A 24,760-nucleotide genomic window follows, 5' to 3' on the forward strand; every position below is an offset into this window, starting at 1 on the left:
TATAGTGTTATGTTAAAACATCTGGTAGCTTTATTGGTTGTCCTGATGGCGGCGATTAATGCCGAGGCGCAGCAATTTCCCGCAAACGTTCCGGTTAGTCCGACCCAATCCGCTTTGGTCTATGTGGTGCCGATCAAGGGCGAGATAATGGACCGCGGGTTGGCTTACTTTGTCCGCCATGCGGTGGAGCAGGCCAAGGAAGAGAAAGCGGCGTTGATAATATTTGAAATAGACACGCCGGGCGGGGCAGTCGGCGGCGGCGAGGAATATACTATCGGCATCTGCAATTCCATAGACCGGGCGGTGCCCATTACCACTGTGGCTTATGTCACGCACTGGGCCTGGTCGGCCGGTTCGCTCATCTCCATCTCGGCTGATAAGATTGTGATGAAACAGGTGGCTAGTATTGGTTCGGCCGAGGTTATCGCCGGAAGTGGTGATGAGAAAGAATCTATTCATCAGGAAAAATACACCTCGGCCATCAGGACTGAATTCAAGGCCCGGGCTGAGAAAAAGGGCTATTCGGCTAATCTGGCGATGGCTATGGTGGATAAGGATTTAGAGGTGCATGAAGTTATGGTAGATGGCGCGCGGCAATTCCTGACGCCCCAGGAAATCCAGGAGACCAGGAATAAAGGCAAGTTAGTGGAGGAAATTAAATTGGTTATTGCCAAAGGAAAATTACTGAATCTCTCGGCGAAAGACGCCCTGAAGTACGGGTTGGCAACCGCCATTAAGGAAGAGCGTTCCGAAATTCCGCCGTTGGTCGGCATCAGCAATTTTACATTCAAGGAGGTTACGCCCACCTGGTCCGAACATCTGGTAATGTATATCACCTCGCCGATAGTTTCGGGTATTTTGCTACTGGCCGGATTTCTAGCGGCTTATATGGCTTATCAAACTCCCGGCACCGGACTCATGGAAGCTATTGCCGTTGTTTGTTTCGCTCTGGTTTTCTTTGGATACCATCTAATAGGCTTGGCGGAGGTTACCGAGGTGCTGCTGTTTATTTTAGGTATGGGATTAGTAGCCGTGGAGATTTTCCTGTTGCCCGGTTTCGGCGTATTCGTTATTAGCGGCGTTATTTTGATTATAGTAAGTTTAATAATGTCCATGCAGGGATTTGTCATCCCGGATATAAAAGGCGCACCGTGGCAATTAGTTACCCTGAAAAGGAATTTTATTGTGGTCGGCTTCGCCTTTAGTTTATCAGTGATTATTTTTATTATAATTGCGCGTTACCTTTCGTCGGTTCCATTCTTTAACCATCTGATTCTTTCAGCTGACGTGAAAACCTCTGCCGGATTCAGCAGCGTGGCCATGGACGCCGCGCCTCTGCTGGGCAAAAAAGGCGTTGTCTTTACGGCCCTCAGGCCGGTGGGCAAGATAGCTATGCTTGATGGCAAGGGCAATCAGACCGGGGAAAATATCGAGGTGGTAACCGAAGGCGATTTTATCAATAAAGGCGAAACGGTGGTGGTCATAAATATTGACGGCAGCCGAATCGTAGTGGAGAAAACCAAGGCATGAGTATCGAGATAGTCATCACCATATATTTTGCGGCCCTGGCCATACTGGTTCTGGAGGTTTTTATTCCTTCAGGCGGAGTACTGGCGGTTTTAGGCGGGCTCGGGCTTGCGGTTAGTATATTTTACGGATTCCAGGAAAGCACACTTTTGGGGGTTGGGCAGATTCTGGTTTCCATCATCGCAATTCCCCTGTTGTTCTATTACGGACTCAAGAAGATGACCTTGGACAAGAAGTTGGATACCGAAGAGGGCTTTCATTCAGATAAAAGCGGGATGGATTATCTTATTAATAAAGAAGGTATGACTTTGACTACCTTGAGACCTTCAGGTACTATTATTATTGATGGCAAGCGATACGATGTGGTGACCGAAGGCGAGATGATTGACAAAAGCACGCCGGTAAAAGTGGCCAAGATAGAAGGCGCGCGGATAATTGTCAGGACAGTTCTGAAATAAATGCCTGGGCAAAAGCCGCTCAAAAGTTTCCTATTGCAGATAAAATTCCCCTGTTCCCCATTTATCAGGGGGATTAAGGGAGATTTAAGGAGGCGTGTTTCTAAAACAACCGCATTATAAAGCTTTTGACCTGATTGAATATTCCGCGTGCCTGAAGTTTAGCCACCTCAGAACCGTTAATCCATCTGCCCTGGCAGATCATACAGGCCGAGATCTTTACGTCAGGCAATTCCAGGCCTCTGATTACCGACATATTGGTAAAGCAAGCCGGACATTTGGCGGTGGTCATGGTTTCCTGTGGGGTGGCCGACTGGGGCAGATTGAATCTAATTTTGTCGCCGACCGCCTTTTCCATTTCGTTGATATTAAACCAGATGCCGCCGCACTTCTCGCACTGTCGGTAGCGGGTATTCTTGGTGACGGTCTCGTAGAGTTTCTGGTCCTGGCAGTGCGGGCAAGTAAAATAGGCTACGGCCAAATCCATTTCGGCGCCGGGTGTCTGTGCTTCCTGAACCGCTTCTTCCGTTGAGAGAGTCGAGATATTCTTATTCATACTACCGCTCCTGTACCCTTCCAAGTCAAGGGTCACGTAATCAAAACCTAAGTCCTGGAGTTTGGTAACAATCGGCTCTCTCTGGCTGATGAGATTAGTTAACTGCGAGACCTCAACCTCAATCCGGGCCATATTCTGATGAGACCGCACCCGGCAGACCCTGAAGCCCAGTTTATGCAGCAGTTCTTCTGCCTCTTCCACCCTTTTCAGTTTGTCAACCGTGATTTCCTCGCCATAAGGGAATCTTGAGGCAAGGCAGGCATAAGCAGGTTTGTCCCAGCTTGGGACATTGAGTAACTGGGAAAGTTCTCGAACCTCCTTTTTGTTCAAACCGGCTTCTGCCAGCGGCGAGCGGACCTTCAATTCGCACGCCGCTTGTCGTCCGGGTCGATAATCTCCTTCATCAGAGAGAGTCGTTCCATCCAGAACATCTGGAACGTCTTCTTTATCGGCAATCTCCCGTAATTTCTTGAATAATTCTTGTTTGCAATAATAACACCGGTTTACGGGATTGCGGGAAAACTCCTCTGATGACAGTTCCGAGGTGTGGATAATGCGGTGGTTTAATCCCATCTGGCGGGCGAAGGCAACGGCTTCTTCGTACTCTTTTTGGGGATAGGTTTCGGAAACGGCCGTGACGGCAATACTCTTATTTTTCAGGATGGCATTGCAGGCAAAGGCCAGGAAGGTGCTGTCCACGCCGCCGGAGTAGGCCACCACAGCCGAGGGCATCCGGCGGATGATATCCTGGAGCTTTTGGTACTTTTGTTGCAACTCTTTTTCCATCAGGAATTGTTTCTCTTCGGAGGAGGCGCGTCTTTATGCTTGCTGAAAAGTGACATGGTTTCTTTTCTTTCTTTACGACCGGTGCGAACCACATAAAAGAAAATAAACATCAGGATTGCCCCTAAAACAACCGCGATCAGCCACTGGAATTTTCGGGCGGCTTCAGGCGGCGGATGGACCACTTTGGTTATCTTCCGTCCGATGATAAACGGCGCGGAATTATGGGTCTTGCCGCTTCGGCCTTTGGCCCGGGCATCCAATTCATATAGCGCTATTTTCAGGAATGCCCCTTCCACCTCCACCTCATCAGCCAGAGAACGGTCTTCCGCCAGGTTCTTCAACGGCTCATTGGGCTTGTCAATAAGATGGAAGAAATAAAATTCATCGGTGGATGGGTTGCCGATCATCCCCGAATAGTAAACGTCCACGCCGGCGGTATTGGTCCGCAATGTGTAAGGATTCAGAAATAAAAGGACTCCTTTACAATAGATGAGTTCTCCGCGGTATTTTTCTGGCGTCTTCATCAGGTTTTCAAAGGTGATTTCCGGCCTTATTTTTGCGGAAATCTTATCCGGATTAAGGCGGCTGATGTATTTAAGAAGCACGTTATACGGGGCGTCCTGTTCTATCGGCGTGCGGTCATTGACATTATCCAATTGCCCTTCAAACATTTTTATTATTACTGGCGGAGTGCCTGTAACCGGGGTCGGAGTAGTCGGGGAAATAGCCGTTGGTTCCGGCGGTAAGGTTTCTTTTGGTTGCGGAGACTGGGTAGCATTCTGACCGAAGACATATAACGGCAGTATTAGTAATGCCGACAAACCGATAATGTTAAGCAATCTCATAATTTTAAGACGGCAACTGGTTACGGATAATAAACCTGAATATTTTATCGGTGTCTTTAGTGGTGATTTCCTTAAACTTTAATCCCATTGTGCAGATATGGGCGTTCTCGTCAACGGTTTCAATCCAGGCGGCCCGGGTTAGGATTTTTATCGGCTCTTCTTCATTCGGCAGCGAGAAGTTAATCCCGATAACCATTCTCTGCATCAGGAGTTCAGGCACCCAGCGTGGGTCAGGGATGGGACCAGAAATCATAATACCGCCGCCGCTGATATTAGTAACCTTACCTTGGTAGATTTTGTCAAGGTTTGGGTCAGAGATACTGGAGCCCAAGAATTTATAGCGGACCACCAGTTCGCTTCTGATACGGACATATTCCCTGCGGTCAGAATCAAATAAACTTCCCATAATTATAATCTCCTTTTACTGCCCGTGCGATACGTAGTGAGTTTGCGGACAGTTAGACCCCGATGAATATCGGGGTATGCAATAATTCTTACTTCGCTGGCGTAACTAACCGGCTCTAAACGGAGAGGCTGGGATTTGAACCCAGGGTAAGGGAAAACCCCCTACAACGGCTTAGCAAGCCGCCGCCATCAACCACTCGGCCACCTCTCCTTAGAAGTTAGTTAGGACTCAGCTACTTACTAATTCTTATCTCAGCAGTTTTTGCCGGGATTAGTCAGTCACATTGTGTGACATCTAACTATATTTGTTAATTTATTTACCAATAATTAGCCAGCCTGTCAAGAAACTCCCGGACCAAAATAAAGGGTGTTATTTTGTGCTCGGTAATAATTAGAATGCTAAATTGTTTGATATTTCCGTTCCTTAATTATATTATTAGAATATGCCCGAACAGATAAGATTCTCGTTTAATAATCTAATCTCGGCTTTATCACTTTCTCTTGATTTACTCACTACTGAGACTATTAATCATCACCGCCGGGTTACCCTTATTGCCACCCAATTGGCTAAAAACCTGAGATTAAGCGAGGAAGAATACACAAAAGCCTTTTACGCATCACAACTCCACGATGTTGGCGTGATTTCTTCCAATGATAAACTTAATATAATGAAGTTTGACTATGTGGACAGCCAGCCGCATTGCGAGCGTGGCAGTTCGGTTTTACAGGAATCGGCGCTTCTCCGGGATTTATCTTTTATCATAAGGCATCACCACGATCGCTGGCTCGGCCCCAATAAATCAGGGTTAATTAAAGACAGCATCCCGCTACTGAGTCAGGTTATTTATCTGGCTGACCGTCTATCGGTCCTTATCTCAAACAGCAAGTACGTCCTAGAGCAAAAATCAGGCATCATTAACAAGATTAAAAGCTTCAGCGGGACATTTTTTAATCCTGATTTAGTCTTGGCATTAAATCGGGTATCACGCCACGACGGGTTTTGGCTTGACCTGACCAGTGGAATGATAGAACACCAGCTTATTTATTTTACGCCACCGAAAAAGAGCGAGGTGACATTGGAACAGGCAATAGATATCGCCCGCATTTTTGAGATTATTGTTGATAACAAGAGTCATTATACGCACACCCATTCTCAGGGCGTGAGGAAATTAGCCCTGCGGCTGGCCAAGGAATTGGGGTTCAATGACGATGGTTTGAAAAAGATAGAAATCGCTGCCTCATTGCACGATCTGGGCAAGCTGGCCGTGGCTGACGAAATATTGGAAAAACCCGCATCTCTGACCCCGACTGAATACAGCATGATAAAAAAGCATTCTTATTATACATATAATATTCTGCGGTTGATAGGGGGGTTTGACGAGATTACCAAATGGTCGGCCTTGCATCACGAGCGGCTTGACAGCAGCGGATATCCTTTCAGCCACGACCGGGATACCTTGCCTCTGGGTGCCCGGATTATTGCTGTGGCCGACGTCTTTACCGCGCTAACTGAAGACCGACCATACCGGCGCAAGTTGCCGGCCGACCAAGCCGTCAGGTTAATGGAACAGCAGGTCAAACAAAGCATCCTGGACGGGAATATCGTTGAAGTCCTCAAAAAAATCATATCATAAAAATCGTCGCTAACCGCATCTTAATCGCAGCCTCATTTAGAAATGTTGACATAGTTTTAATATTTAGTATAACTATGCACACTAAAAATATGTTTGCCTGTTTTAAAGTAGGTAACATTTGGTGGGTGTAGCTCAAATGGTTAGAGCGTCAGACTGTGGCTCTGAAGGTTGCGGGTTCGATCCCCGTCACTCACCCCACATTTGAAGCTTGCGAGAGAAAGATGCTATGAAGTTACAACATGATTGCAATAACCAGGTGTCTGAAAAAGAGATTGCCCGGCTGGTCCGTAAAAATGGAACACCGCTATTTATTATTAAGCGGTCCGGTTTATGCGCCAGTTTGAAAAGGTTTAAGACGCTACTGCCTCGGGTTGAGCCGTTTTATGCGGTTAAGGCCAATTCGCACCCCGAGATTCTTAAGGTCTTTGCCCGCAAGGGCGCCTCGTTTGACGTGGCCTCCCAGGGCGAAATGGAGTCGCTTTTTAAACTGGGCGTGCCGGCCAACCGGATGCTCTTTGCTAATACCATGAAACGGGCCGAGACATTGAAGTTCGTTAAGAAAAATGGTATTAATCTGATGACCTTTGATTCGGAATACGAGCTGTATAAAATAAGCGAAGTGGCGCCAGGATCCAAAGTCATGGTTCGGGTCAAGGTGTCCAATGTCGGTTCGATCGTAGAGCTTTCCGTAAAATTCGGGGTTGAACCGTCTGATGCGATTGCGTTGTTAATCAAGGCCCATAAATTGGGTTTAAAACCGGTGGGTGTGAGTTTCCATGTAGGTTCCCAATGCCTTAAGGTGGAAAACTACATCGAGGCCCTGGAAATGGCTTCCATTATTTTCCGCGACGCCAAGCTCAAGCAGCTGCCTCTTCAAATGCTCGATATCGGCGGCGGATTCCCCATCAGTCATTTTGATTTCGAGAGCGATTACTTCGCCGAGATGGCGCCGACGATCAACAAAGAGATTAACCGGCTCTTTGATCCGTCGGTCCGGATTATCGCCGAACCGGGCCGGGCTCTGGTTGGTTCGGCTTGCACCCTGGCCATGAAGATTATCGGCAAGTCCATTCGCTTTAACAAGCACTGGTATTATCTGGACGACGGCATTTACGGCTCGCTTTCCGGATTGCTTTACGATCATTGCAAATACCAGTACCGGGCGCTGAAGAAGGGCAAGCCCCAGATATCCACCCTGGCCGGGCCGACCTGCGACGGGCTGGATGTGATTTCCAATACCGAGGAAATGCCGGAATTGGAGATAGGCGATATTATTTATACACCGAATATCGGAGCATATAGTATTGCCAGCGCCACGGATTTCAACAGTATTCCCAGGGCCAGGGTCGTGGCCATTGATTAGTAATTTATAGGTTTTTCTAAATAAGGAAAGGAGACCATAATGAAACGAGACCATCGCATGCGAGAGGACTTGTCCGATATGCCGGACTGGCTAAAGAAAAAACACTGCCCGCATAAAGCCAAATATTTATCAGGCAAGAAAATCTGTCCTCCTCCGATTACTGGAAAAGAAACTCTGGTTACTTTAATTGACGAATCATTTTTGGCCTATAATTCAGCCCGACTCAAAGAGGGTTGCCGTTTGTTTACCGAGAAGATGTTGGGTAAGGATGTAACCGTGGGTATGAGTTTGGCCGGCGCTCTGACCCCGGCCGGTCTGGGTTCGGCCGCCATCGTGCCGTTAATCAATGCCGGGTTTGTTGATTGGATTGTCGGGACAGGAGCCAATATGTATCACGATATGCATTTTGCCTTTAACGTCCATCCTCGGGTCGGGACCCATTTGGCCGATGATGCGGACCTGAGGCGCAATGACGTGGTGCGTATTTATGATATCTTCCTGAGTTATTCTGATTCGCTCATGGGTACGGACGAAATCCTGCGCAATATCCTCCGGAGCCAGGACTTCCAGAAGGAAATGGGCACCGGTGAATTTTACTATTTACTTGGTCGATATATGAATGAATGGGAGGGGAAGACCAAACAGAAAAATGTTTCAGTGCTGGCCGCGGCCTACCGGGCCGGCGTGCCGGTCTACACCTCATCGCCGGGCGACTCAACCATTGGTATGAATATCGCCGGGGTGGAACTGGAAGGCAACAAGCTGCGTATCAATCCGTCCATGGATGTCAATGAAACCACGGCTATTGTGCTGGAAGCCAAGCGTTCAGGTGGAAAGTCTGGGGTATTATTAATCGGCGGGGGCAGCCCCAAGAACTTTATGCTCCAGACCGAGCCACAGATTCAGGAGGTGCTCAGGATAAAAGAAGTCGGGCACGACTTTTTCTTCCAGATAACCGACGCCCGGCCGGATACCGGCGGCCTTTCCGGCGCCACGCCGCACGAGGCGGTCAGCTGGGGTAAGATTGACCCGGATATGCTGCCTGATGCCTTGGTCTGTTATTTGGATGCCACCGTGGCGTTGCCGTTATTGGTTCATTATGCACTGGCCCGGCATAAAAAGCGGCCGTTAAAAAGATTGTATTTCAGACGTCAGGAATACCTGGAAAAATTGGTTCGGGAATACTTTGCGCATAATAAGTAGGTTTGATATAATCGGTGAATGTTATACGCCCGTAGCTCAGCTGGTAGAGCAGCTGATTCTTAATCAGCGGGTCGCCCGTTCGATTCGGGCCGGGCGTACTTTCAAATACAGAATAGAGATGAAAGCGGAAAGATGATAGGCGGATAATCTTTCATCTGTTTTCTCCCATCTTTTATCTCTTCATAAATGTCCCCGTAGCTCAGCTGGATAGAGCAACTGATTTCTAATCAGTAGGTCGTGTGTTCGAATCACACCGGGGATATTTTACTTAAATTTATTAAGCGGTATTTGATATGCATTGGCTAGGCCGATGCGATTAGGCAAGATTTCTGTAATCTTACCTGCTATAATCTTTTTATCCTGCTCTAAGAATTTTGCTATTCGTGAAAGCTTGATTGGCTCTCTTGGCCGAACAGGTAATCTATACGCATTCAGTATGGTTTCTTGCTGTCCGATAAAATCTTTTCCGATTAACCCCATCCGGCAGGCGATGCGGGCTGCGGTCATCATTCCAATCGCGACTGCTTCGCCGTGCTTGTAATTCCGGTATTGGCCCAGGGATTCCAGGATATGTCCGATGGTATGCCCGTAATTCAGCAGAATTCTTTTGTCCTTGGTGTCATATTCATCTTGTTCTACTAGGGCTTTCTTGACCATTATGGCGCGCATAATTATAGTTTCTAATATCGCCGGATTCATATTTATTATCTGCTGCTGATTGTCTAACAGCAACCTGAACAGTTGGGCGTCTTTTATGACAGCCACCTTAATCACCTCAGCCATTCCGTTTGAGAATTCCCGTCTGGGCAGGGTTTTGATGGTCAGCGGGTCAATCAGCACTGCCGATGGCTGGTAAAACATCCCAATAAGGTTCTTGCCCAATGGATGGTTGACTCCGGTCTTTCCGCCGATACTGGAATCCACCTGGGCCAATAGCGAGGTTGGTATCTGAATAAGTTTTATTCCACGCTTGTACGTCCCGGCCACGAAACCGGCAATATCGCCGACTACTCCGCCGCCTAAGGCGATTATTGCATCAGAACGTTCTATTTTATTCTGTATGAGAAAATTGTAAATCCGGTTAACCGTAGCCAATGATTTTTGTTTCTCTCCGGCCGGAATTACATAATAAAGGCATTTCAGCCCGGATTTTCCGAGTGAGGAAACAACTTTGTTTAGATACAGGGTCGCCACGTTTCGGTCCGTAATGATGACAAATCTACGGGCGTGGAGTGTAGCGTTCCGCTTTGAGCGGGATAAATTCCGAGCGCTAATCGTTCCGATCTTATCAAGCAATCCGTTTTGGATTATTATCGGATAACCCCGGGCACCCAAATTGATTCTAATAATAGACATATTATCTGTGGTTTCTTTTCCCTTGACGATTTATATTTAGCAATTATACTACCCCTATGTCAAAGATTCCGGCTGATATAAAATTCAGGGCTGACGCCCTGCGCCAGCAACTTAATTTCCACAACTACCGCTATTATGTCCTGGATTCGCCGGAGATAAGCGATATTGAATACGATCGCTTGCTCAGGGAATTGACCGGCATGGAAAAGCAATACCCTGAGTTAGTCACGTCCGATTCACCCACCCAGCGGGTTGGCGCGCCGGTCCAGGACACCTTCAAGACCATCGAACATTCCCAGATGATGCTCAGTTTGGAAAACGCCATGGATGAAGCAGAAATTCGGGAATGGTATGAACGCCTGGGCCTGATGGCTGAACTGGCCTGCGAGCCCAAGATTGATGGCACAGCCGTGGAACTGGTCTATAAAGACGGTATATTTGTCTCCGGTTCAACCAGAGGCGACGGCAAGACCGGGGAGGATATCACACTCAACATCAAAACCATCAAGAGTGTTCCCTTGCGGTTGATGGGCGACAGAATCCCGGAATATTTGGAGGTCCGGGGCGAGGTCTTCCTGCCCAAAGAGCCGTTTAACAAATTCAACCGCCAGCGCATCGAGGCCGGCGAAGAACCATTTGCCAATCCGCGCAATGCCGCGGCCGGAAGTTTGCGTCAACTGGACAGCCAGGTCACGGCCCTGCGGCCTTTGGACATCCTGATTCACGGCTCCGGCCAAATCAAGGGTATTGCCTTCAAGACCCATTCCGAGGCAATGGAGTATTTCACCAAACTTGGCTTAAAGGCCGTTAAACCGGTGTTGGTCTCCTCATTATCCGGCGCGGAAAAATATTTCTTCGAGATGGCCCTCAAGCGCGATGATCTGCCATTTGAGATTGACGGTATCGTAGTCAAGGTGGATGATTTGCGGGTCCGGGAGCAGTTGGGCCTACGGGCCCGAAGTCCGCGCTGGGCTATTGCCTATAAATTCCCGGCCCAGGAAGCCACTACCCAGTTACGGGAAATAGTGGTCCAGGTCGGCCGGACCGGCACGCTGACGCCGGTGGCTAATCTCAAGCCGGTCAGTATCGGCGGGGTTGAGGTCTCGCGTGCCACACTGCACAATGCCGGGGAAATCGCCCGGCTGGATTTGATGATAGGCGATTGGGTGATTCTCAAGAGGGCTGGCGACGTTATCCCGAAGATTATCAAGCCTATCCTTTCCCGCCGGACCGGTAAGGAAGAACCATTCATTATGCCCGTCAAATGTCCGGTCTGCGACAGTAAGGTCATCCAGGAGGAAGGCGAGGTGGCGTATCGTTGTCCCAATATCTCCTGTCCGGCTCAGGTCAAGGCTGGTATCGGTCACTTTGCCCAGCGTGAGGCCATGAATATTGAGGGCTTGGGCGACCGGCTGATTGAACAACTCATTGACAAGGACATCATCAAGGATGCGGCTGACCTCTATACTTTGGAAAAGAAAGACATATTGAAACTTGAACGGATGGGTGACAAACTCGCCGCAAATATATTGGATGCGATTGGCCGTTCCAAGAAGACCACCCTGGTCCGGCTGATTTATGGACTGGGCATCCGGCATGTTGGCGAGGCCATAGCCAAGACCCTGGCTGATAATTACAGGAACATAGACGAATTTATGGAGGCGGACGAAGTGGCCTTGCAGGAGATAGAGGAAATCGGGCCCATCGTAGCGCAGAGCATCAGGCAATTCTTTGACAATCCCAATAACCAGCGGTTGATTTGCAAACTAAAAGAGGCCGGCATTAATCCGCAGGGCGCGGCAAAGAAAAAAAGCGGGAAGTTAGAAGGCAAGGTATTTGTCTTTACCGGTGAGATGGTCAAGTTCAGCCGTCCAGAGGCAAAGCAGATAGTGGAAGACCAGGGCGCCAAGACCTCAGAAAGCGTCAGCAAGAAAGTGGATTATCTGGTAGTCGGCGCCAATCCCGGTTCTAAGTATCAGCAGGCCCAGAAACTGGGCATTAAGATTATTAATGAAGAGGAATTCCTGACTATAATTCGCTGATATAATAGTGCTTTACTGACAATCCTAAACGATTTTCCGACACACCGTATTCTTTTATAAACCGATACGGTCTCTGTTGATAACTATTTGCACACCTTATATACTGTATGTTTTAGTAAGTTTACAAGAGATAGCGCCTGTCTTGATTAGAAATGCCGTTTGTTTGTTAATCAGATGCCGGTCCTTCATCAATCAGATGCCATTTCTTTGCCTATCAAATGCCATCCCTTATATACTGTATGTTTTAGTAAGTTTACAAGGGATGGTGTCTGTTTACCAGACTGATGCCGGTTCTTTATCAATCAGATGCCATTTCTGAGGAGCAGAATGGGAATGTAAGTTGATAAGGGGGGTGGGGGGACTCCCCCCTGCACTATTTTATAGTAGGAAGGGGGCAAAATGGACAGGCATGGCGTGGAGTTTATCCCGCCTCGGCGGGAGCGCTAGTGGTGAAAGGGGCTATACCCCTCTTTGCAGCCGTTTCCACAACATCTGGTCCAGTTCGGCAATGCCCTGCATCCGGCTGACGGTCTTGTTGATGTCGTATTCCACCCGGTAGTGCGTGACATTAAGAAGGGTAGGAGACAGATCTTAAACTTTCCAAAATTCTTTATTTTATTCCAGCTAAATCAGCGTTGATAGTTATTTCGCAATGAGCGCCTTTGGTCCGCTTGCCCAGGTCAATCATTATCAGATTATCAAGCGCCAGGATTTTGAGTCCTTCCGGCACTGATTTAACCTGCGGATTACGGATGAGTTCAGGCAGGAATGCAGCGGCCGGCTGGCCTTCATAATCCTTATTGAAATCTATGGTGAAGGTAATCGTAACCTGCTTGTCCTTTTTGTCGAACTTGAGCGATTGATTATAAGGCGGCTCAATCTCGGGGCTGAGCCGGGCTTCCCATGCCGGGTCGCCGTAGAGAACTGTGCTCCGGCAGCATCGGTCAGAATCACCCTTGAAAACTATGGCCGCCCGGTTGAGATAGATTGATTCGGAGAATGTAAAACGCCCCTGGAGCGCCATAAAATATTCGGTAATATTAAATGAACGGCAGGAGCCGTCTGAAAACTGCCAGAGGGTGTGGCCGTAAAATTGGTTTGCTCCGCTATGCAGCCACGCCAACGCCATGCAATCCATATTCGCCGAGATATGGGCTATCAGGCAATTGCCTGGTGCATAATATATCTTGGAGTTGGTGGTGATAATTGGGTATTCATTGTTAGTCAGGTCCCGGCCGAACAATTTGCCTTTCTCCGGGAATAAGCGGCCATTCGGGTAACTATAACCGATTTGCCAGTCGCGCTCGGTGGCATGCCCGCTGGTGGACATGATTTGGTATTTATTGGTGTTAAGCGCATCCACGAAAGATTTGGTGGTGTCGTCGGGCCCCGGCTGTCTTTCCGGCGGTTTGCCGGCCTTCTTGACAAACATGGCATTCTTCTCGCCTTCGGAGAAAGCCAGCCCTTCGTTAAAATATTCCAGCCAGCCGCTGCCAACGCCGCTTAAGCCGTTTTTAATCACCAGTTTATCAGCCCGGGCCATGCGCAGGCAGTCTTCGTAATCATATCCGGTAATGATGCCCCAGAGCGCGTCTTCATACGGGTCCTCGTCTATGGTGCACATCATCTGTTTTGCCCGGGTGATGAAAGGAAAGGTGACTTCGGCCGGCGGAGCGATAAAAGCCACGTATTTGGGCGCATAGTTGACCAGCTCTTTCATTATTGCGGCCGGGTCAATGCCATCGTAAATAAATGCTTTGGCCTTGTATTTTTTGGTAAAGGCGTCAACTACCTGGGCCCAATCAGTATCGGCATTGGTAGATTTACCGACGATAATGGCATAGGCGAGTTTTGCCCGCTCCGTTGGATATGTCGGGCGTGGATAGGAATCCTTATCCATAAATTTTATTATTTGCTGATAACGCACCTCGGTGCGGATATTTTCAAAAGCCGATTCGGCTTTTATCCGGTTAAAATCATTCCAGCCCAAGCCGATGCATTTCTCCAGATAATCCAGGGCCACGGTTTTCCGGCGCAGGGCTGAATTAACCTGGGCCGCGGTAAAATAAATATCCGGATTGGTCGGGACGATTGCCAGAATTTCATCGAGCGCCGTGGCGGCTAATTCATACTCTTTATCCTGCAAAAATGTATTAACTAGCTGTTCCAGTTTATTAAGCCGTTCCGCTTGGTTGGATTCCCGGCTATACAGCGCCGAGCTGATTATCAGGATGAATATCAAGGTGGAGCACACTATCTTTCGCATCTTATCGGCCTTCCATCAACTTTTTAAATCTCTCCTCGTTACGAATGTTATCCAGGTCAGTATCTTTTTTGATATGCGTGAAATCATTCCAGCCGGCGCTGATGGCTTTTGCCAGGTAATCTAGCGCCTCACTTTTTTCTTCCAGCAATGAACAAACGCACGCCATATTATACAGCACATTCGGGTGAGCGGGATAGATTCCGGTCATCTTTAGGAATATTGTTTTCGCCTCTTTGAGCTTGCCGGATTCCAGCAATTGAACCGCCTGCTGGCTTAATAAGAGGATTTCATCACCCGGGTCAGGCGGGGTTGTTTTCATTGAGCCGTCCGGCTGAACACTTATTACCTGCGAGCAATATGCCGGCGTATCATTATTCCAGGTCATCAGGCGATAGCGGACCTCGCAGCCGACCTTTGGGAAAGTTACTTGGCCGTCCGGAGTTGACCGCGCGCCGGCTACCGGTTTCCACACGCCGGAATTTTGGATGGCCAGCCAGATAAGCGTATCGGCCGGCACATCAGCCCATTTCAGGTCAATGACGTTATTATAGCGTTCGGTCATATCCGTCATCGGCTTGGCAATGAGGTATTTTTCTATGCTGGGCGGGTAGGCCTCGCTGCCCTTAAGTTGCAGGTCGGTGAAGGTTGGCCCGGTTTCGTCGCCGGGCGTGACCCAATAAATCTTGGCGGCTTTCTTTTCCTGGTGATGGATGAATTTGCGGAAGTAATCTGGGTCGGACGCAGTCCCGCCCTGGCCCGAATCAATATCCAGCCATTCTTTGGTAACCGGATTGTAAACCGCGGTCCAGGTGTGGTTGTCGTTATGCTCAGGCCACCAGACCACGCGCACGCCGGTGGCCGCAATCCCGAAGGTCCGCAGGATGGCAATCAGCGTATTGGTCTGGTCGGTGCAGCGGCCGGTCCTGGCGTTAATCGCCTCAATCGGATTCATATCCGGCATCCCGCGTGGGGCATAAGGCACATTCTTGCCCACCCAAGCAGTGTTAATCTGATGGATCATCTCCCTGAATATATGATTCTTATCTTCTGCGGTCTGGGCTTGATTAAATCGTTTAGCGTAGTCATCAACCAGCGGTCTCAATTCCGGATGGTTCCAGAAATAGGTGCGCCAATCAACCGGTTTTTCCGTAGTTGTGCGGTAGGGCAGGACAAAAATCCGGAAGGTGTCGTCATCCAGGTTCTTAGCCCAGGGGAATGTCCGGCGGGCCTCGTCGCCCAGTTTGATATGGGTCGTAAGCAGTTCGGAGCTGACAGTTGCGGCATCAATTATTTTCTTATCCATGCTCGGAAAGAAGTAACGGTAGCCGGTTTGGGATATCAGGAAGGCCATGCCGGAACGATATTCCTCCGGCGCAGACATCAAGGCCATAACCAGCTCAGTTTTGTTAGTCCCGGCCTGGGAGAAGGCATGAGCCACTTTTGCGCGGTATTCAGCCGGCGACAGTTTTAGAACTGTTGCACAGTCCGATTCTTTGTATCTGTTCGTTGCGTCTGGATTGGTTATGCTCGGATTATTGCCCGTATTGCTACAGCCAATAAATAAAGCTCCGGATGTAATGATAACCCCGAGCAATCTTTTCATAAAACTACACCCCTCTTTGCAGCCGTTTCCACAACATCTGGTCCAGTTCCGCGATGCCCTGCATCCGGCTGACGGTCTTGGCGATGTCGTATTCCACCCGGTAGTGCGTGACATTGGTTCCGTCAAACGAGGCGTAACAGGCCCGGGTGTCATTGTCCCTCGGCTGGCCGACCGAGCCGACATTGACGATGGTCTTGGTGCCGGATAACAGCGGATAGGATTCATAGTTCTGCCATTCCGGATGGACCAGATACAGGTCGGTGGTGCATATATAAGGGATATGGGTGTGCCCAAGAAACCCTACTTCCTCAACCGACTCGAAGTTTTCCCTGAGGTTCTTTTTGACCTCGTCGGTCAGGTTAAACAGGTCGTCGCGCCGGATGACGTATTCGTCCACCACGCCCCGGGGCGAGCCGTGCGCATAGACAATCCCGCCGGAGAACGCGCTGGATTCGGTTCGGTATTCGTAAGTGAGCGATTTGAGGAACTGGCTGACCTTGGGATTGGCCAGGTTCTTCTGGATGATGGTCTTGGTCCAGAATATGGCCCGTTGGGCGGACGGATTGAAATTGGTCTTATCCTTGGACAGGGCCAGTTCGTGGTTGCCCATGATGTTGATGAGATTATGCTGGATGGCTAGCAGGATGCACTCTATCGGGTTCGGGCCGTAGCCGACTAAATCGCCTAACGATATAATCTGGATGTCCTTGCCGAATCGGGCCTTGATATCAGCTAAGACCGCTGAAAATGCCTCGAGGTTGCTGTGCACGTCGGAGAGGATGATTTGCATATAGCATAGAGCGTAGGGCTTAGAGCATAGAGTTAATCTACGCTCTATACTCTTTGCTCTACGCTATTTTACTTCCACACGTTCTTTAAGTACGACGGCAGAGACGATGCCTCGCGCGGGCCGACCAGCACTTCCCAGCCGGATTCGGCCTCCAGTTTGCCGCTTAAGGTGGCTACATAGCCCGGGATAATCACCTTCTTGTGCTTGATTTTCTGGGCGATATTGGATTCGGTCAGCGCCTTGGTGATTATCTTTTCGTTGAGTTTGTCAGCCGCATAGGCCGTCATTACGGACATGCCTTCGGTATTGACCACCAGGATATAACTTGGCACCTTGCTGCCTTCCACCTCGGGCTCGACCGTGAAATAGGTCAGCGAGAAATTGGTGGTAATCAGGACCGGCGAGGTCTCGGTGACATTGCCGATCGGATATAGTTTTGATTCCACCTGAATAGGTTTCTGCGGGTCGGTATAGACATTCTGCCGGGCCGTGACCAGCGGGAGCATCTGCCATAATTCGCTGCCTTTCAAGACCACGATGCCGGCGTATTTGAGGATGAAGGTGGCGGCAAAGAGTGTTTCGCTCATGGTGTCTGTGCCTTCAGCCGGGAATACGATGACCGGGAACCCCAAAGGCCGGAAGGTCTTCTTCAGTCCCAGGCGCCGAATCTGGTTTACGTCCGAGAGGAGCTGGCCCTGGGTCTTGGAATTGGGATTTATGACCAGTTCCTTGACGCCGAGAGCGGTAATCTTGGGGGTCAGGTCAGCCAGTTCATCCAGGTTATTTCCGGACACGCCCAGCGGACAGCTGTATTTCTTGGCCAGTTCTGCCATGGCCGCGTAATTCTGGGTATCAGCCGCATAAATCAGGGGTTTGCGGCTGGCCGTAATCTTTAAGCCGGCTTCCTGGACCGCCGGGTTATTGCTAATCTGTATCAGGGCTAATGTAGAATTGGCTGCAACGGTCTTGCAGGCATTGGCAAAGGTGTCGGGATTATTGCTGATGCTTCGGATGGCGATGAGTTCTACCCGCACCTTCTTGCCGACCCGGTCAAATACCAGGTTCTGGACATACTTGGCCTTTTTCTCTATCTCGGCCAAAGGCAGGTTATCCGCGATTTCCACGGCAATGCCGGTCGGATGGTAGAAGGTTTGTTCGTGGCGGAAGAGCACGGTCTCGTTGCCGATTTCCAGTTTGTTTTCTCCGGTGCCGATGGTCACCAGTTGGATAGGCGGAGCCGAGGCGCCGGCCAGGGCGGCCTTGGCCTGTTCCGAGACGTGCGGGCATTTATCCAGCGATGTTTTCTTGGTGGCCAGGGCCATGGCAAACGCCAGGCAGGTGGGCACGCCGCATTCGCCGCAATTAGTCTTGGGTAATAATTTATAGATATCTAAACCTGTCAATGCCATATCATGCCTCCTATTTCTTAGTCGCTGTTAGACCGCAGGTCGTTACAGCGACTTAGATCCCGCCGAATGGCGGGACAATCAATGTGAACAATAAATTGACGGATTTTATAACTCTTATTAAGATGGAGGTCAAGTAAAATGAGCAGATAATTTAGAGGTCATAACAAAATGAAATATCTTTCCCTAAACTGTCATACCTGCGCAGGCAGGTATCCAGTATTTCCTTATGGATTCCCGCCTTCGCGGGAATGACAAACGGGGCGGGAATGACAAACGGGGCGGGAATGACATTAGAAAGGAATAACTATGACCCACAAGAAGATAATCGAAACTGCCAATGCGCCGGCCGCCATCGGCCCTTATTCCCAGGCCATCGCAGTTGATGGCTGGGTGTTTCTGTCCGGACAGATTCCGATTGACCCGGCCACGGCTAAGATAGTCAGCGACGACATCGCCCGGCAGACCGAACAGGTCATGAACAATATCAAGGCCGTGGTGGAAAAAGCCGGCGGGACCATGCAGAATATCGTCAAGACCACCATCTATCTTAAGGATATGGATGATTTTGCCAAGGTCAACGAGATATATAAAAGGTATTTCCCAAGCGAGCCGCCGGCCCGGGCCACGGTCCAGGTCAGCCGCCTGCCTAAGGATGTCGGGATTGAGATTGATGCGGTGGTCTTCATAAAAGGCGTTTAACCACAGATTCCACTGATTACGCAGATTAAAATATGAATAGATTTATTCTTATAATAATCGGCATTACCTGCGCTATGATTACCGCCGCGGGGATAATGGGAATTGAATGGCTCAACAGCCCTATTAACGAACTCCGCTGGCATCTCCACGACAAAAACCCATCTGTGCGTTGCGAGGCTATCTATGCGCTTGGTGGACTCGGCGATAAAGAATCTATTTCTGAGATACGAGGAATGCTTAATGATGAAGATACAAAGATTATTTCATCTGTAATTTATTGTATAGGTAGATTAGGAGACAAGAAAGACATTCCAGAGATACGAAAATATCTTAATAATAAGGATGATTCTGTACGCTACTCAGCCGTACTCGCTCTTGGCGATTTAGACGACCAGGAATCCATTCCGCAAATAAGAGGAATGCTTAATATAGAACAATTACGTTGGGCAGTTATATATGCGCTCGGAAAATTAAACGATAGAGAATCCATCCCGGAATTGCGCAGATTTATTAACGACAAAGAGATAAACGCCCGTAATACAGCTATTTATGTTCTTAGCAAACTGGGCGACAAAGAATTAATACCGATAGCACGAAAATTTCTTAGTGCTGCTGATACAGAAATGCCTACGCGTCTTACATCGCTTGATGCTCTTGCTGAATTAGATGACAAAGAATCAATTCCTCGAATAAAAGAACTACTCAAAGATAAATATGAATGGATGCGTAAAACAGCCGGAGAAGCATTAAAGAAACTCGGCGTGCCGGAGGAGGAGATTAAGAAGGCGAAAGAAAAGTGATTTCTTGCCTCGTGTATTAAGAAATCTGTGTATATCTGTGTAATCTGTGGTTTAACTCTTTAATGTATTTATGGATTCTTTAACCCACACGCTTTCGGGTATAGTGGTCTCGTCCTTAGGACTCAGGCAGGAATTCCGCTGGCCCGGGTTTCTGGTCTTTACCGCGGCCACGCTGTTTCCTGATATTGACTTTATCTTCAACTTCATTGCCCGTTCCATCTACGTCCGGTTCCATCGGGGCTTTACCCATTCATTTATCTATCTGCCTGTGTTTGCCTTGTTGCTGGCTGTAATATTTTATTTCCTGTTCAAGAGCATAGGATTCAAGAATCTCTATCTTATCTGCCTGGCTGGGATAGCAATGCATCTCCTGCTGGATGTGGTCAATTCCTACGGAACGCCGGTGCTGATGCCGTTTTCCTCGGCCCAGTATTCCCTGAACCTGGATGTTATTATTGATGCCTATGTGTTGGGACCGCTATTGCTCGGAGCGGTGGCCGTCTGGGTCTGGCCGTCATTCCAGAAACCCACGGCGTTAATCGTGCTGGCCGTTATGCTCAGCGGATTCCTGTTCAGATTCATCCAGCAACAGCAGGCCGCGCGCCTGATAGCCAGGATAGAGTCATCGGACCGGACGGTCCTGATACCTGCGGGCATGGGCACGATATACAATCCCTTTACCTGGCAGGCGATAATTCCTCATGACAATGGGTATAATGTTTATGCCGTCAACAGCGCCCAGGGTCAGGTGGCTGGCCCGCATTCTATTGCCCATCAGATGGATGAGATAAATACCTTCCGGCCGAACTCCAGGGCGGTCCGGGATTTTCTTAACTGGAGCAGGTTCCCTTTCGGTCGGGTGGAGCAGACCGATGCGGGCACAGTGGTGAAATTGGGCGACCTGCGTTTCCAGTTCGGGACCCAGGAGCGGTATATGTTGTTGGTCAGATTCAATAAGGACGGAACGCTGGTCTCAGAAAAGTTCGGGTTTAGCCACAGATTAACACAGATGGATACGGATTAGGGCGTGGATCGAACAGTATCTGTTATCGCCGGATTATTCTATACCTTAAGATTGGTATTGACTTTCTCATTTAAGTTGATATAATAAATTACATTTGAGATAAAAACATTTATGCTAAAAAGCAGTTGCTTGCCTATTTGGGTGGTGGTAATCTGGCTGACATTTGTTACTTCATCATTATTTGCTGAAGCATATATTAATAACGAACAGCATAAAAAGGAAAAGCAACAGATAGAACAGTTTGTTAAAGGGAAAGATATAAACGGGCTGATAAAAGTTGTCAAGGACGGTGAAATCAGGAGCAAAGAAATTGCCGCAAAGTGGTTAGGAGAATTTGGAGACCAATCAGCTATTCCTGTTCTTGAAGAAATGAACAAGTTCTATGCTAATTTTGAATGTTATTCGAGCGGGGAGTTTGCTGTTGCAATCTGCAAAATAAAGAATAAAGGCAGAACAAACAAGGAGAAAATAAATGCTTTAATAGAATTGGCTAAGAGTAAAACAGGTTCGATTTCTTCTGCAGCTGCCATTGAAATATCTCGGTTCCAAGATCCTGTGGTATTGTCTGCACTTCCGGAGTTGCGTAAACTAGATGGCTATGGGGCAGTTCAAGCTGTGATTAAACTTGAATCATTTAATCTAACCCGGGAAGAAAAGATGCCTAAGTATATCCAGATATTAAAGGAGCATAAAACTCCAATGCTGGCAGAAGGAGCTGAAAATCTTTTAATAGAAATCGGAGAACCCGCAATCTCAAATACCATTGAATTATTAATCGGTCTTGATGCCGGTCATACCGAAATGTTACGTGAGTCATTCAGCATAACGGCAACGGTTATGACAAGATGTATTAGGATTTTAGAAAAAATAAGTAATAATAAGTGTATCTTAGCAATCGGGGAAAGAGTATACGACCATAATCTATACGTAAAATCTTATGCAATAATAGCCTTGCAGCGGATTACAGGAGAAAACTTTGGTTTCGACTATGACGACCTTAGAATGGGAGAAGATAAGTTTCAGAAAGCATTGCAAGGCATTGCGAAAGCGCAAGAATGGTGGAGCAAGAACAAATATCGTTTTGAGGAAAAGAAATAACTAAGAAATCAACCTTGATTTTCTTGTTGTGTCAATCTGTGTATATCTGTGGAATCTGTGGTTCCAAACGGTAATCTTATTATAGAAAGGATATGATAATGCAAGTTTTGGTATTATATCATTCCCGGAGCGGGAACACCAAGAAACTGGCCGAGGAGATTGCCCGCGGGGTGGAGGAGGCAGGCGAGGTCAAGGCGCTGCTCAAGTCCGCGGCTGAAGTGACCAAGGACGATTTCCTGGCCTGCGAAGGCATTATTGCGGGTTCCCCGGTCTATTTCGGGACCATGGCCGCCGAATTAAAGGCGGTGTTTGACAAGTTCGTCAGTGTCCGCAAGAAGATGGAGAACAAGGTCGGCGCGGCATTTGCCACCTCGGCCGATGCCTCAGGCGGCAAGGAGACTACTCTGATGTCCATTATCCAGGCCATGCTCATATACGGGATGGTCATTGCCGGCGACCCGCTCGATGCCACGGGCCATTACGGTGCCTCGTGCGTCGGCGCGCCGGATGAAAAGGCATTATCCAACGCCCGGAAATTGGGCAAGCGCGTGGCGATGTTAGCGAGGAAACTGAGGGGATGATAGAATGCCAGGTATAAATCAGAAAATACCAGAAACTACTTGAAATCCATTGAGGGAATGAGTATATATATAACTGTATGACAAAGATGAAATCTAGCTCAATTGGACTGATGGTCTTATTTCTGGCATATACGCTGTCCAGCGGTTGTGGCGGTTCGTCGGACAGCGGCAGTAGCGCTCCAGTAAACCGCGTCCCGATTCTGAACTCTATCGGCGATAAATCCATAGATGAAGGTCAGATACTGACCTTCACCATCAGTGCTACTGACCCGGATTCAGACACCATTATCTATTCAGCTACCGGATTGCCCACCAGTGCTGATTTCTATCCTATTACCCGGACTTTCAGCTGGATTCCGTCATACAGCCAGGCTGGCACGCATACCGGTATCACCTTCATTGCCACTGACCCTGGCGCTCTTTATGATGAAGAAACTATCACCATCACCGTGGTCAATGTTCCGCGTGCAGTAGATGACTATGTCTGGGTAGCAAATGATATTTCTCAGAATATAACTCATATTCTAAAATCAAGTCCTGTAATCTCGACCACGATTTCTGTAGTAGGAACTAGACCTCAAGGAGTTGCAGTAGACGAAACCTATTGCTGGATAGCTAATAGTACTAATAATGTTACTCGTATCAATAAATCAGATACGGCTATTTCGACTACGATTGAGTTGGGAGTCACTCCCAGTAGTATAGCCGTAGATGATGCTTACTGCTGGGTGGCAGCTTCAGATGACGTCGTCCGGATTTTAAAATCAAACTTAGCCATTTCGTCCACAATTGCAGTAGGAAATCACCTCCAAGGGATTACGGTAGACGGGACATATGTCTGGGTAACAAGGGATTCTGCTGATACGGTTATTCGTATACTTAAATCAGATCCGGCTATTTCGACTACAATTACGGTCGCGGGGGCTAAACCTATGGGAGTCGCGGTAGATGAAAACTATTGCTGGGTAGCAAATTATGATTTGAATAGTGTTACCAGAATATTAAAATTAGATCCGTCTATCTCGACAACTATAACGGTAGGAAATAGGCCTTTTGGAGTCGCTGTAGATGATACCTATGTTTGGGTAACAAATTATGGTGCAGGTACAGGTAATACTGTTACGCGAATCCAGAAATCAGACACTGCTATAACAACCACGGTTGTAGTAGGATATTGTCCTCAAGGAATTTCTGTAGATGATACCTATTGCTGGGTAGCAAATTATAATAGCGCTGGCACTGTTACACGTATACAGAAATCAAATTTAATTACGACTACAGCCATGGTGGGAAGTTGGCCAATTTCACTGGGTGACATGACTGGTTATGCCTATGATAATTATTCAATGAGAATGATGAATAATTATCTTTGGGTGGCAAATTATTATTCTTCTGTTACCTGCATAACGAAGTCTACTTCGGCCACGACCAATATTGCGGTCGGAACTAACCCCGAAGGAGTTGCAGTGGATAAGACCTATGTTTGGGTGACAAATGTTGGCTCTAATAATGTCACCCGAATCAATAAATCAGATCTCACCACGACCACGATTGCCGTGGAAAATCGCCCCGAAGGAGTTGCAGTAGATGAGACATATTGCTGGGTGGCGAATGTGAGTTCTAATAATATCACCCGAATCAATAAATCAGACCTCACCACGACCACGATTGCCGTGGGAACTGCCCCTGCTGGAGTTGCGGTAGATAACACCTATGTCTGGGTGGCAATTAGGGGGTCTGCTGCGATAGATGGGACCGATAGTGAACCAGCTAATGTTACCCGTATCCTTAAATCAGATACCGCCATCACGACCACAATTGTTGTGGGAACAGGTCCCTATGGAGTTGCTGTAGATGGAACCTATGTCTGGGTGGCAAATGTACTTTCTGATAATGTCACCCGTATCAGGAAATCGGACTTAACCACGACCAATATTGCGGTGGGAACTGACCCAATTGGAGTTGCGGTAGATGAGATATATGCTTGGGTGACAAATTACAATTCTCATAATGTTACCCGCATCCTAAAATCAAATCCGGTAAGTATGACCACGATTGCGGTGGGAGTACACCCTTGTGGAGTCGCAGTAGATGAAGTATATTGTTGGGTGACAAATGTGGATTCTGATAATGTTACCCGTATTAGGAAGTCGGACTTAATCACAACCGCGATTGTTGTGGGAAGCGCTCCCTATTCGCGGGGCGATATGACTGGCTATGCCTATGACCATTACGCAAAAGAACCATAAATCACTTGGGGATAGCATACCTAATTCTATTTAATTTCTGCCCTGATATTTCAAAACCCCCGCCACTGC

The 24,760-nt window shown here is 48.1% G+C and carries 20 protein-coding genes and 4 tRNA genes; 15 read left to right on the forward strand and 9 right to left on the reverse strand.

The genetic code is table 11. The annotated features are described in order from the left end of the window. Positions 1–9 precede the first annotated feature (9 nt). Complete coding sequence (locus tag HZA49_08965; GenBank protein MBI5779570.1) at positions 10–1,530, forward strand: nodulation protein NfeD; 1,521 nt, start codon at positions 10–12, stop codon at positions 1,528–1,530. Continuing rightward, a complete protein-coding gene (locus HZA49_08970; GenBank protein MBI5779571.1) occupies positions 1,527–1,985 on the forward strand; it encodes a hypothetical protein in 459 nt (152 codons plus the stop codon). Before HZA49_08965 ends, HZA49_08970 begins: the two co-directional genes overlap by 4 nt. Positions 1,986–2,085: 100 nt before the next feature. Here the strand turns inward: HZA49_08970 and larE are convergent, their stop codons facing one another. The 4 genes from larE to HZA49_08990 form a co-directional block, all read right to left on the reverse strand. Next, positions 2,086–3,324, reverse strand: a complete 1,239-nt coding sequence (gene larE / locus HZA49_08975; protein ID MBI5779572.1) for an ATP-dependent sacrificial sulfur transferase LarE — start codon at positions 3,322–3,324, stop codon at positions 2,086–2,088. Beyond that, positions 3,324–4,169, reverse strand: a complete 846-nt coding sequence (locus HZA49_08980; GenBank protein ID MBI5779573.1) for a hypothetical protein — start codon at positions 4,167–4,169, stop codon at positions 3,324–3,326. Before HZA49_08980 ends, larE begins: the two co-directional genes overlap by 1 nt. A gap of 4 nt (positions 4,170–4,173) precedes the next feature. Further along, positions 4,174–4,575, reverse strand: coding sequence for a PilZ domain-containing protein (locus HZA49_08985; GenBank protein ID MBI5779574.1), 402 nt, complete (start codon positions 4,573–4,575; stop codon positions 4,174–4,176). A 120-nt stretch (positions 4,576–4,695) separates the two neighbouring features. Further along, a tRNA-Ser gene (locus HZA49_08990) sits at positions 4,696–4,785 on the reverse strand. 232 nt (positions 4,786–5,017) lie between these two features. Here HZA49_08990 and HZA49_08995 point away from each other — a divergent pair. The 6 genes from HZA49_08995 (at position 5,018) to HZA49_09020 (ending at position 9,036) form a co-directional block, all read left to right on the forward strand. Further along, the gene (locus tag HZA49_08995) at positions 5,018–6,208 is read left to right on the forward strand and encodes an HD domain-containing protein (protein MBI5779575.1); all 1,191 of its coding nucleotides are present in this window, start codon (positions 5,018–5,020) and stop codon (positions 6,206–6,208) included. Between the two features lie 121 nt (positions 6,209–6,329). Continuing rightward, a tRNA-His gene (locus HZA49_09000) sits at positions 6,330–6,406 on the forward strand. Between the two features lie 28 nt (positions 6,407–6,434). After that, positions 6,435–7,571: a type III PLP-dependent enzyme gene (locus HZA49_09005; GenBank protein ID MBI5779576.1), complete on the forward strand. Its 1,137-nt coding sequence runs from the start codon at positions 6,435–6,437 to the stop codon at positions 7,569–7,571. A gap of 78 nt (positions 7,572–7,649) precedes the next feature. After that, a complete protein-coding gene (locus HZA49_09010) occupies positions 7,650–8,774 on the forward strand; it encodes a deoxyhypusine synthase (protein MBI5779577.1) in 1,125 nt (374 codons plus the stop codon). A 25-nt stretch (positions 8,775–8,799) separates the two neighbouring features. Next, positions 8,800–8,872: transfer RNA gene (locus HZA49_09015), tRNA-Lys, on the forward strand. 90 nt (positions 8,873–8,962) lie between these two features. Continuing rightward, positions 8,963–9,036 (forward strand) — tRNA-Arg (locus HZA49_09020). Between the two features lie 2 nt (positions 9,037–9,038). On the opposite strand, the gene aroB is transcribed toward HZA49_09020, so the two are convergent. Next, complete coding sequence (aroB, locus tag HZA49_09025) at positions 9,039–10,130, reverse strand: 3-dehydroquinate synthase (GenBank protein MBI5779578.1); 1,092 nt, start codon at positions 10,128–10,130, stop codon at positions 9,039–9,041. Positions 10,131–10,186: 56 nt separating this feature from the next. Between aroB and ligA the strand changes: the two genes are divergently transcribed. Next, positions 10,187–12,172 carry an NAD-dependent DNA ligase LigA gene (gene ligA / locus HZA49_09030; GenBank protein MBI5779579.1) on the forward strand — a complete coding sequence of 662 codons (1,986 nt, stop codon included), beginning with the start codon at positions 10,187–10,189 and terminating at the stop codon, positions 12,170–12,172. A 610-nt stretch (positions 12,173–12,782) separates the two neighbouring features. Here the strand turns inward: ligA and HZA49_09035 are convergent. From HZA49_09035 to HZA49_09050, 4 genes are all read right to left on the reverse strand, one after another. Then, the gene (locus HZA49_09035) at positions 12,783–14,438 is read right to left on the reverse strand and encodes a hypothetical protein (GenBank protein MBI5779580.1); all 1,656 of its coding nucleotides are present in this window, start codon (positions 14,436–14,438) and stop codon (positions 12,783–12,785) included. A gap of 1 nt (position 14,439) precedes the next feature. Next, complete coding sequence (locus tag HZA49_09040; GenBank protein MBI5779581.1) at positions 14,440–16,041, reverse strand: hypothetical protein; 1,602 nt, start codon at positions 16,039–16,041, stop codon at positions 14,440–14,442. 4 nt (positions 16,042–16,045) lie between these two features. Next, positions 16,046–16,831 carry a metallophosphoesterase gene (locus HZA49_09045; GenBank protein MBI5779582.1) on the reverse strand — a complete coding sequence of 262 codons (786 nt, stop codon included), beginning with the start codon at positions 16,829–16,831 and terminating at the stop codon, positions 16,046–16,048. Between the two features lie 68 nt (positions 16,832–16,899). Further along, complete coding sequence (locus HZA49_09050) at positions 16,900–18,240, reverse strand: acetyl-CoA decarbonylase/synthase complex subunit gamma (GenBank protein MBI5779583.1); 1,341 nt, start codon at positions 18,238–18,240, stop codon at positions 16,900–16,902. A 306-nt stretch (positions 18,241–18,546) separates the two neighbouring features. Here HZA49_09050 and HZA49_09055 point away from each other — a divergent pair, with 306 nt between their 5' ends. The 6 genes from HZA49_09055 to HZA49_09080 all read left to right on the forward strand — a co-directional run bounded on the left by HZA49_09055 (position 18,547) and on the right by HZA49_09080 (position 24,691). Further along, entirely contained in the window at positions 18,547–18,939 is a 393-nt protein-coding gene (locus HZA49_09055; protein MBI5779584.1) for a RidA family protein, read from the forward strand. Positions 18,940–18,971: 32 nt separating this feature from the next. Beyond that, positions 18,972–19,739: a HEAT repeat domain-containing protein gene (locus HZA49_09060; protein MBI5779585.1), complete on the forward strand. Its 768-nt coding sequence runs from the start codon at positions 18,972–18,974 to the stop codon at positions 19,737–19,739. 70 nt (positions 19,740–19,809) lie between these two features. After that, the gene (locus HZA49_09065) at positions 19,810–20,763 is read left to right on the forward strand and encodes a metal-dependent hydrolase (protein MBI5779586.1); all 954 of its coding nucleotides are present in this window, start codon (positions 19,810–19,812) and stop codon (positions 20,761–20,763) included. Positions 20,764–20,874: 111 nt separating this feature from the next. After that, complete coding sequence (locus HZA49_09070) at positions 20,875–21,861, forward strand: hypothetical protein (GenBank protein ID MBI5779587.1); 987 nt, start codon at positions 20,875–20,877, stop codon at positions 21,859–21,861. 98 nt (positions 21,862–21,959) lie between these two features. Further along, positions 21,960–22,442, forward strand: a complete 483-nt coding sequence (locus HZA49_09075; protein ID MBI5779588.1) for an NAD(P)H-dependent oxidoreductase — start codon at positions 21,960–21,962, stop codon at positions 22,440–22,442. Between the two features lie 77 nt (positions 22,443–22,519). Beyond that, positions 22,520–24,691 (forward strand): hypothetical protein, encoded by a 2,172-nt coding sequence (locus HZA49_09080; GenBank protein MBI5779589.1) that lies wholly within the window; start codon positions 22,520–22,522, stop codon positions 24,689–24,691. The last annotated feature ends 69 nt before the right edge of the window (positions 24,692–24,760 follow it).

It is taken from the genome of Planctomycetota bacterium (genome assembly GCA_016235865.1).
Taxonomy (GTDB): domain Bacteria; phylum Planctomycetota; class MHYJ01; order JACQXL01; family JACQXL01; genus JACRIK01.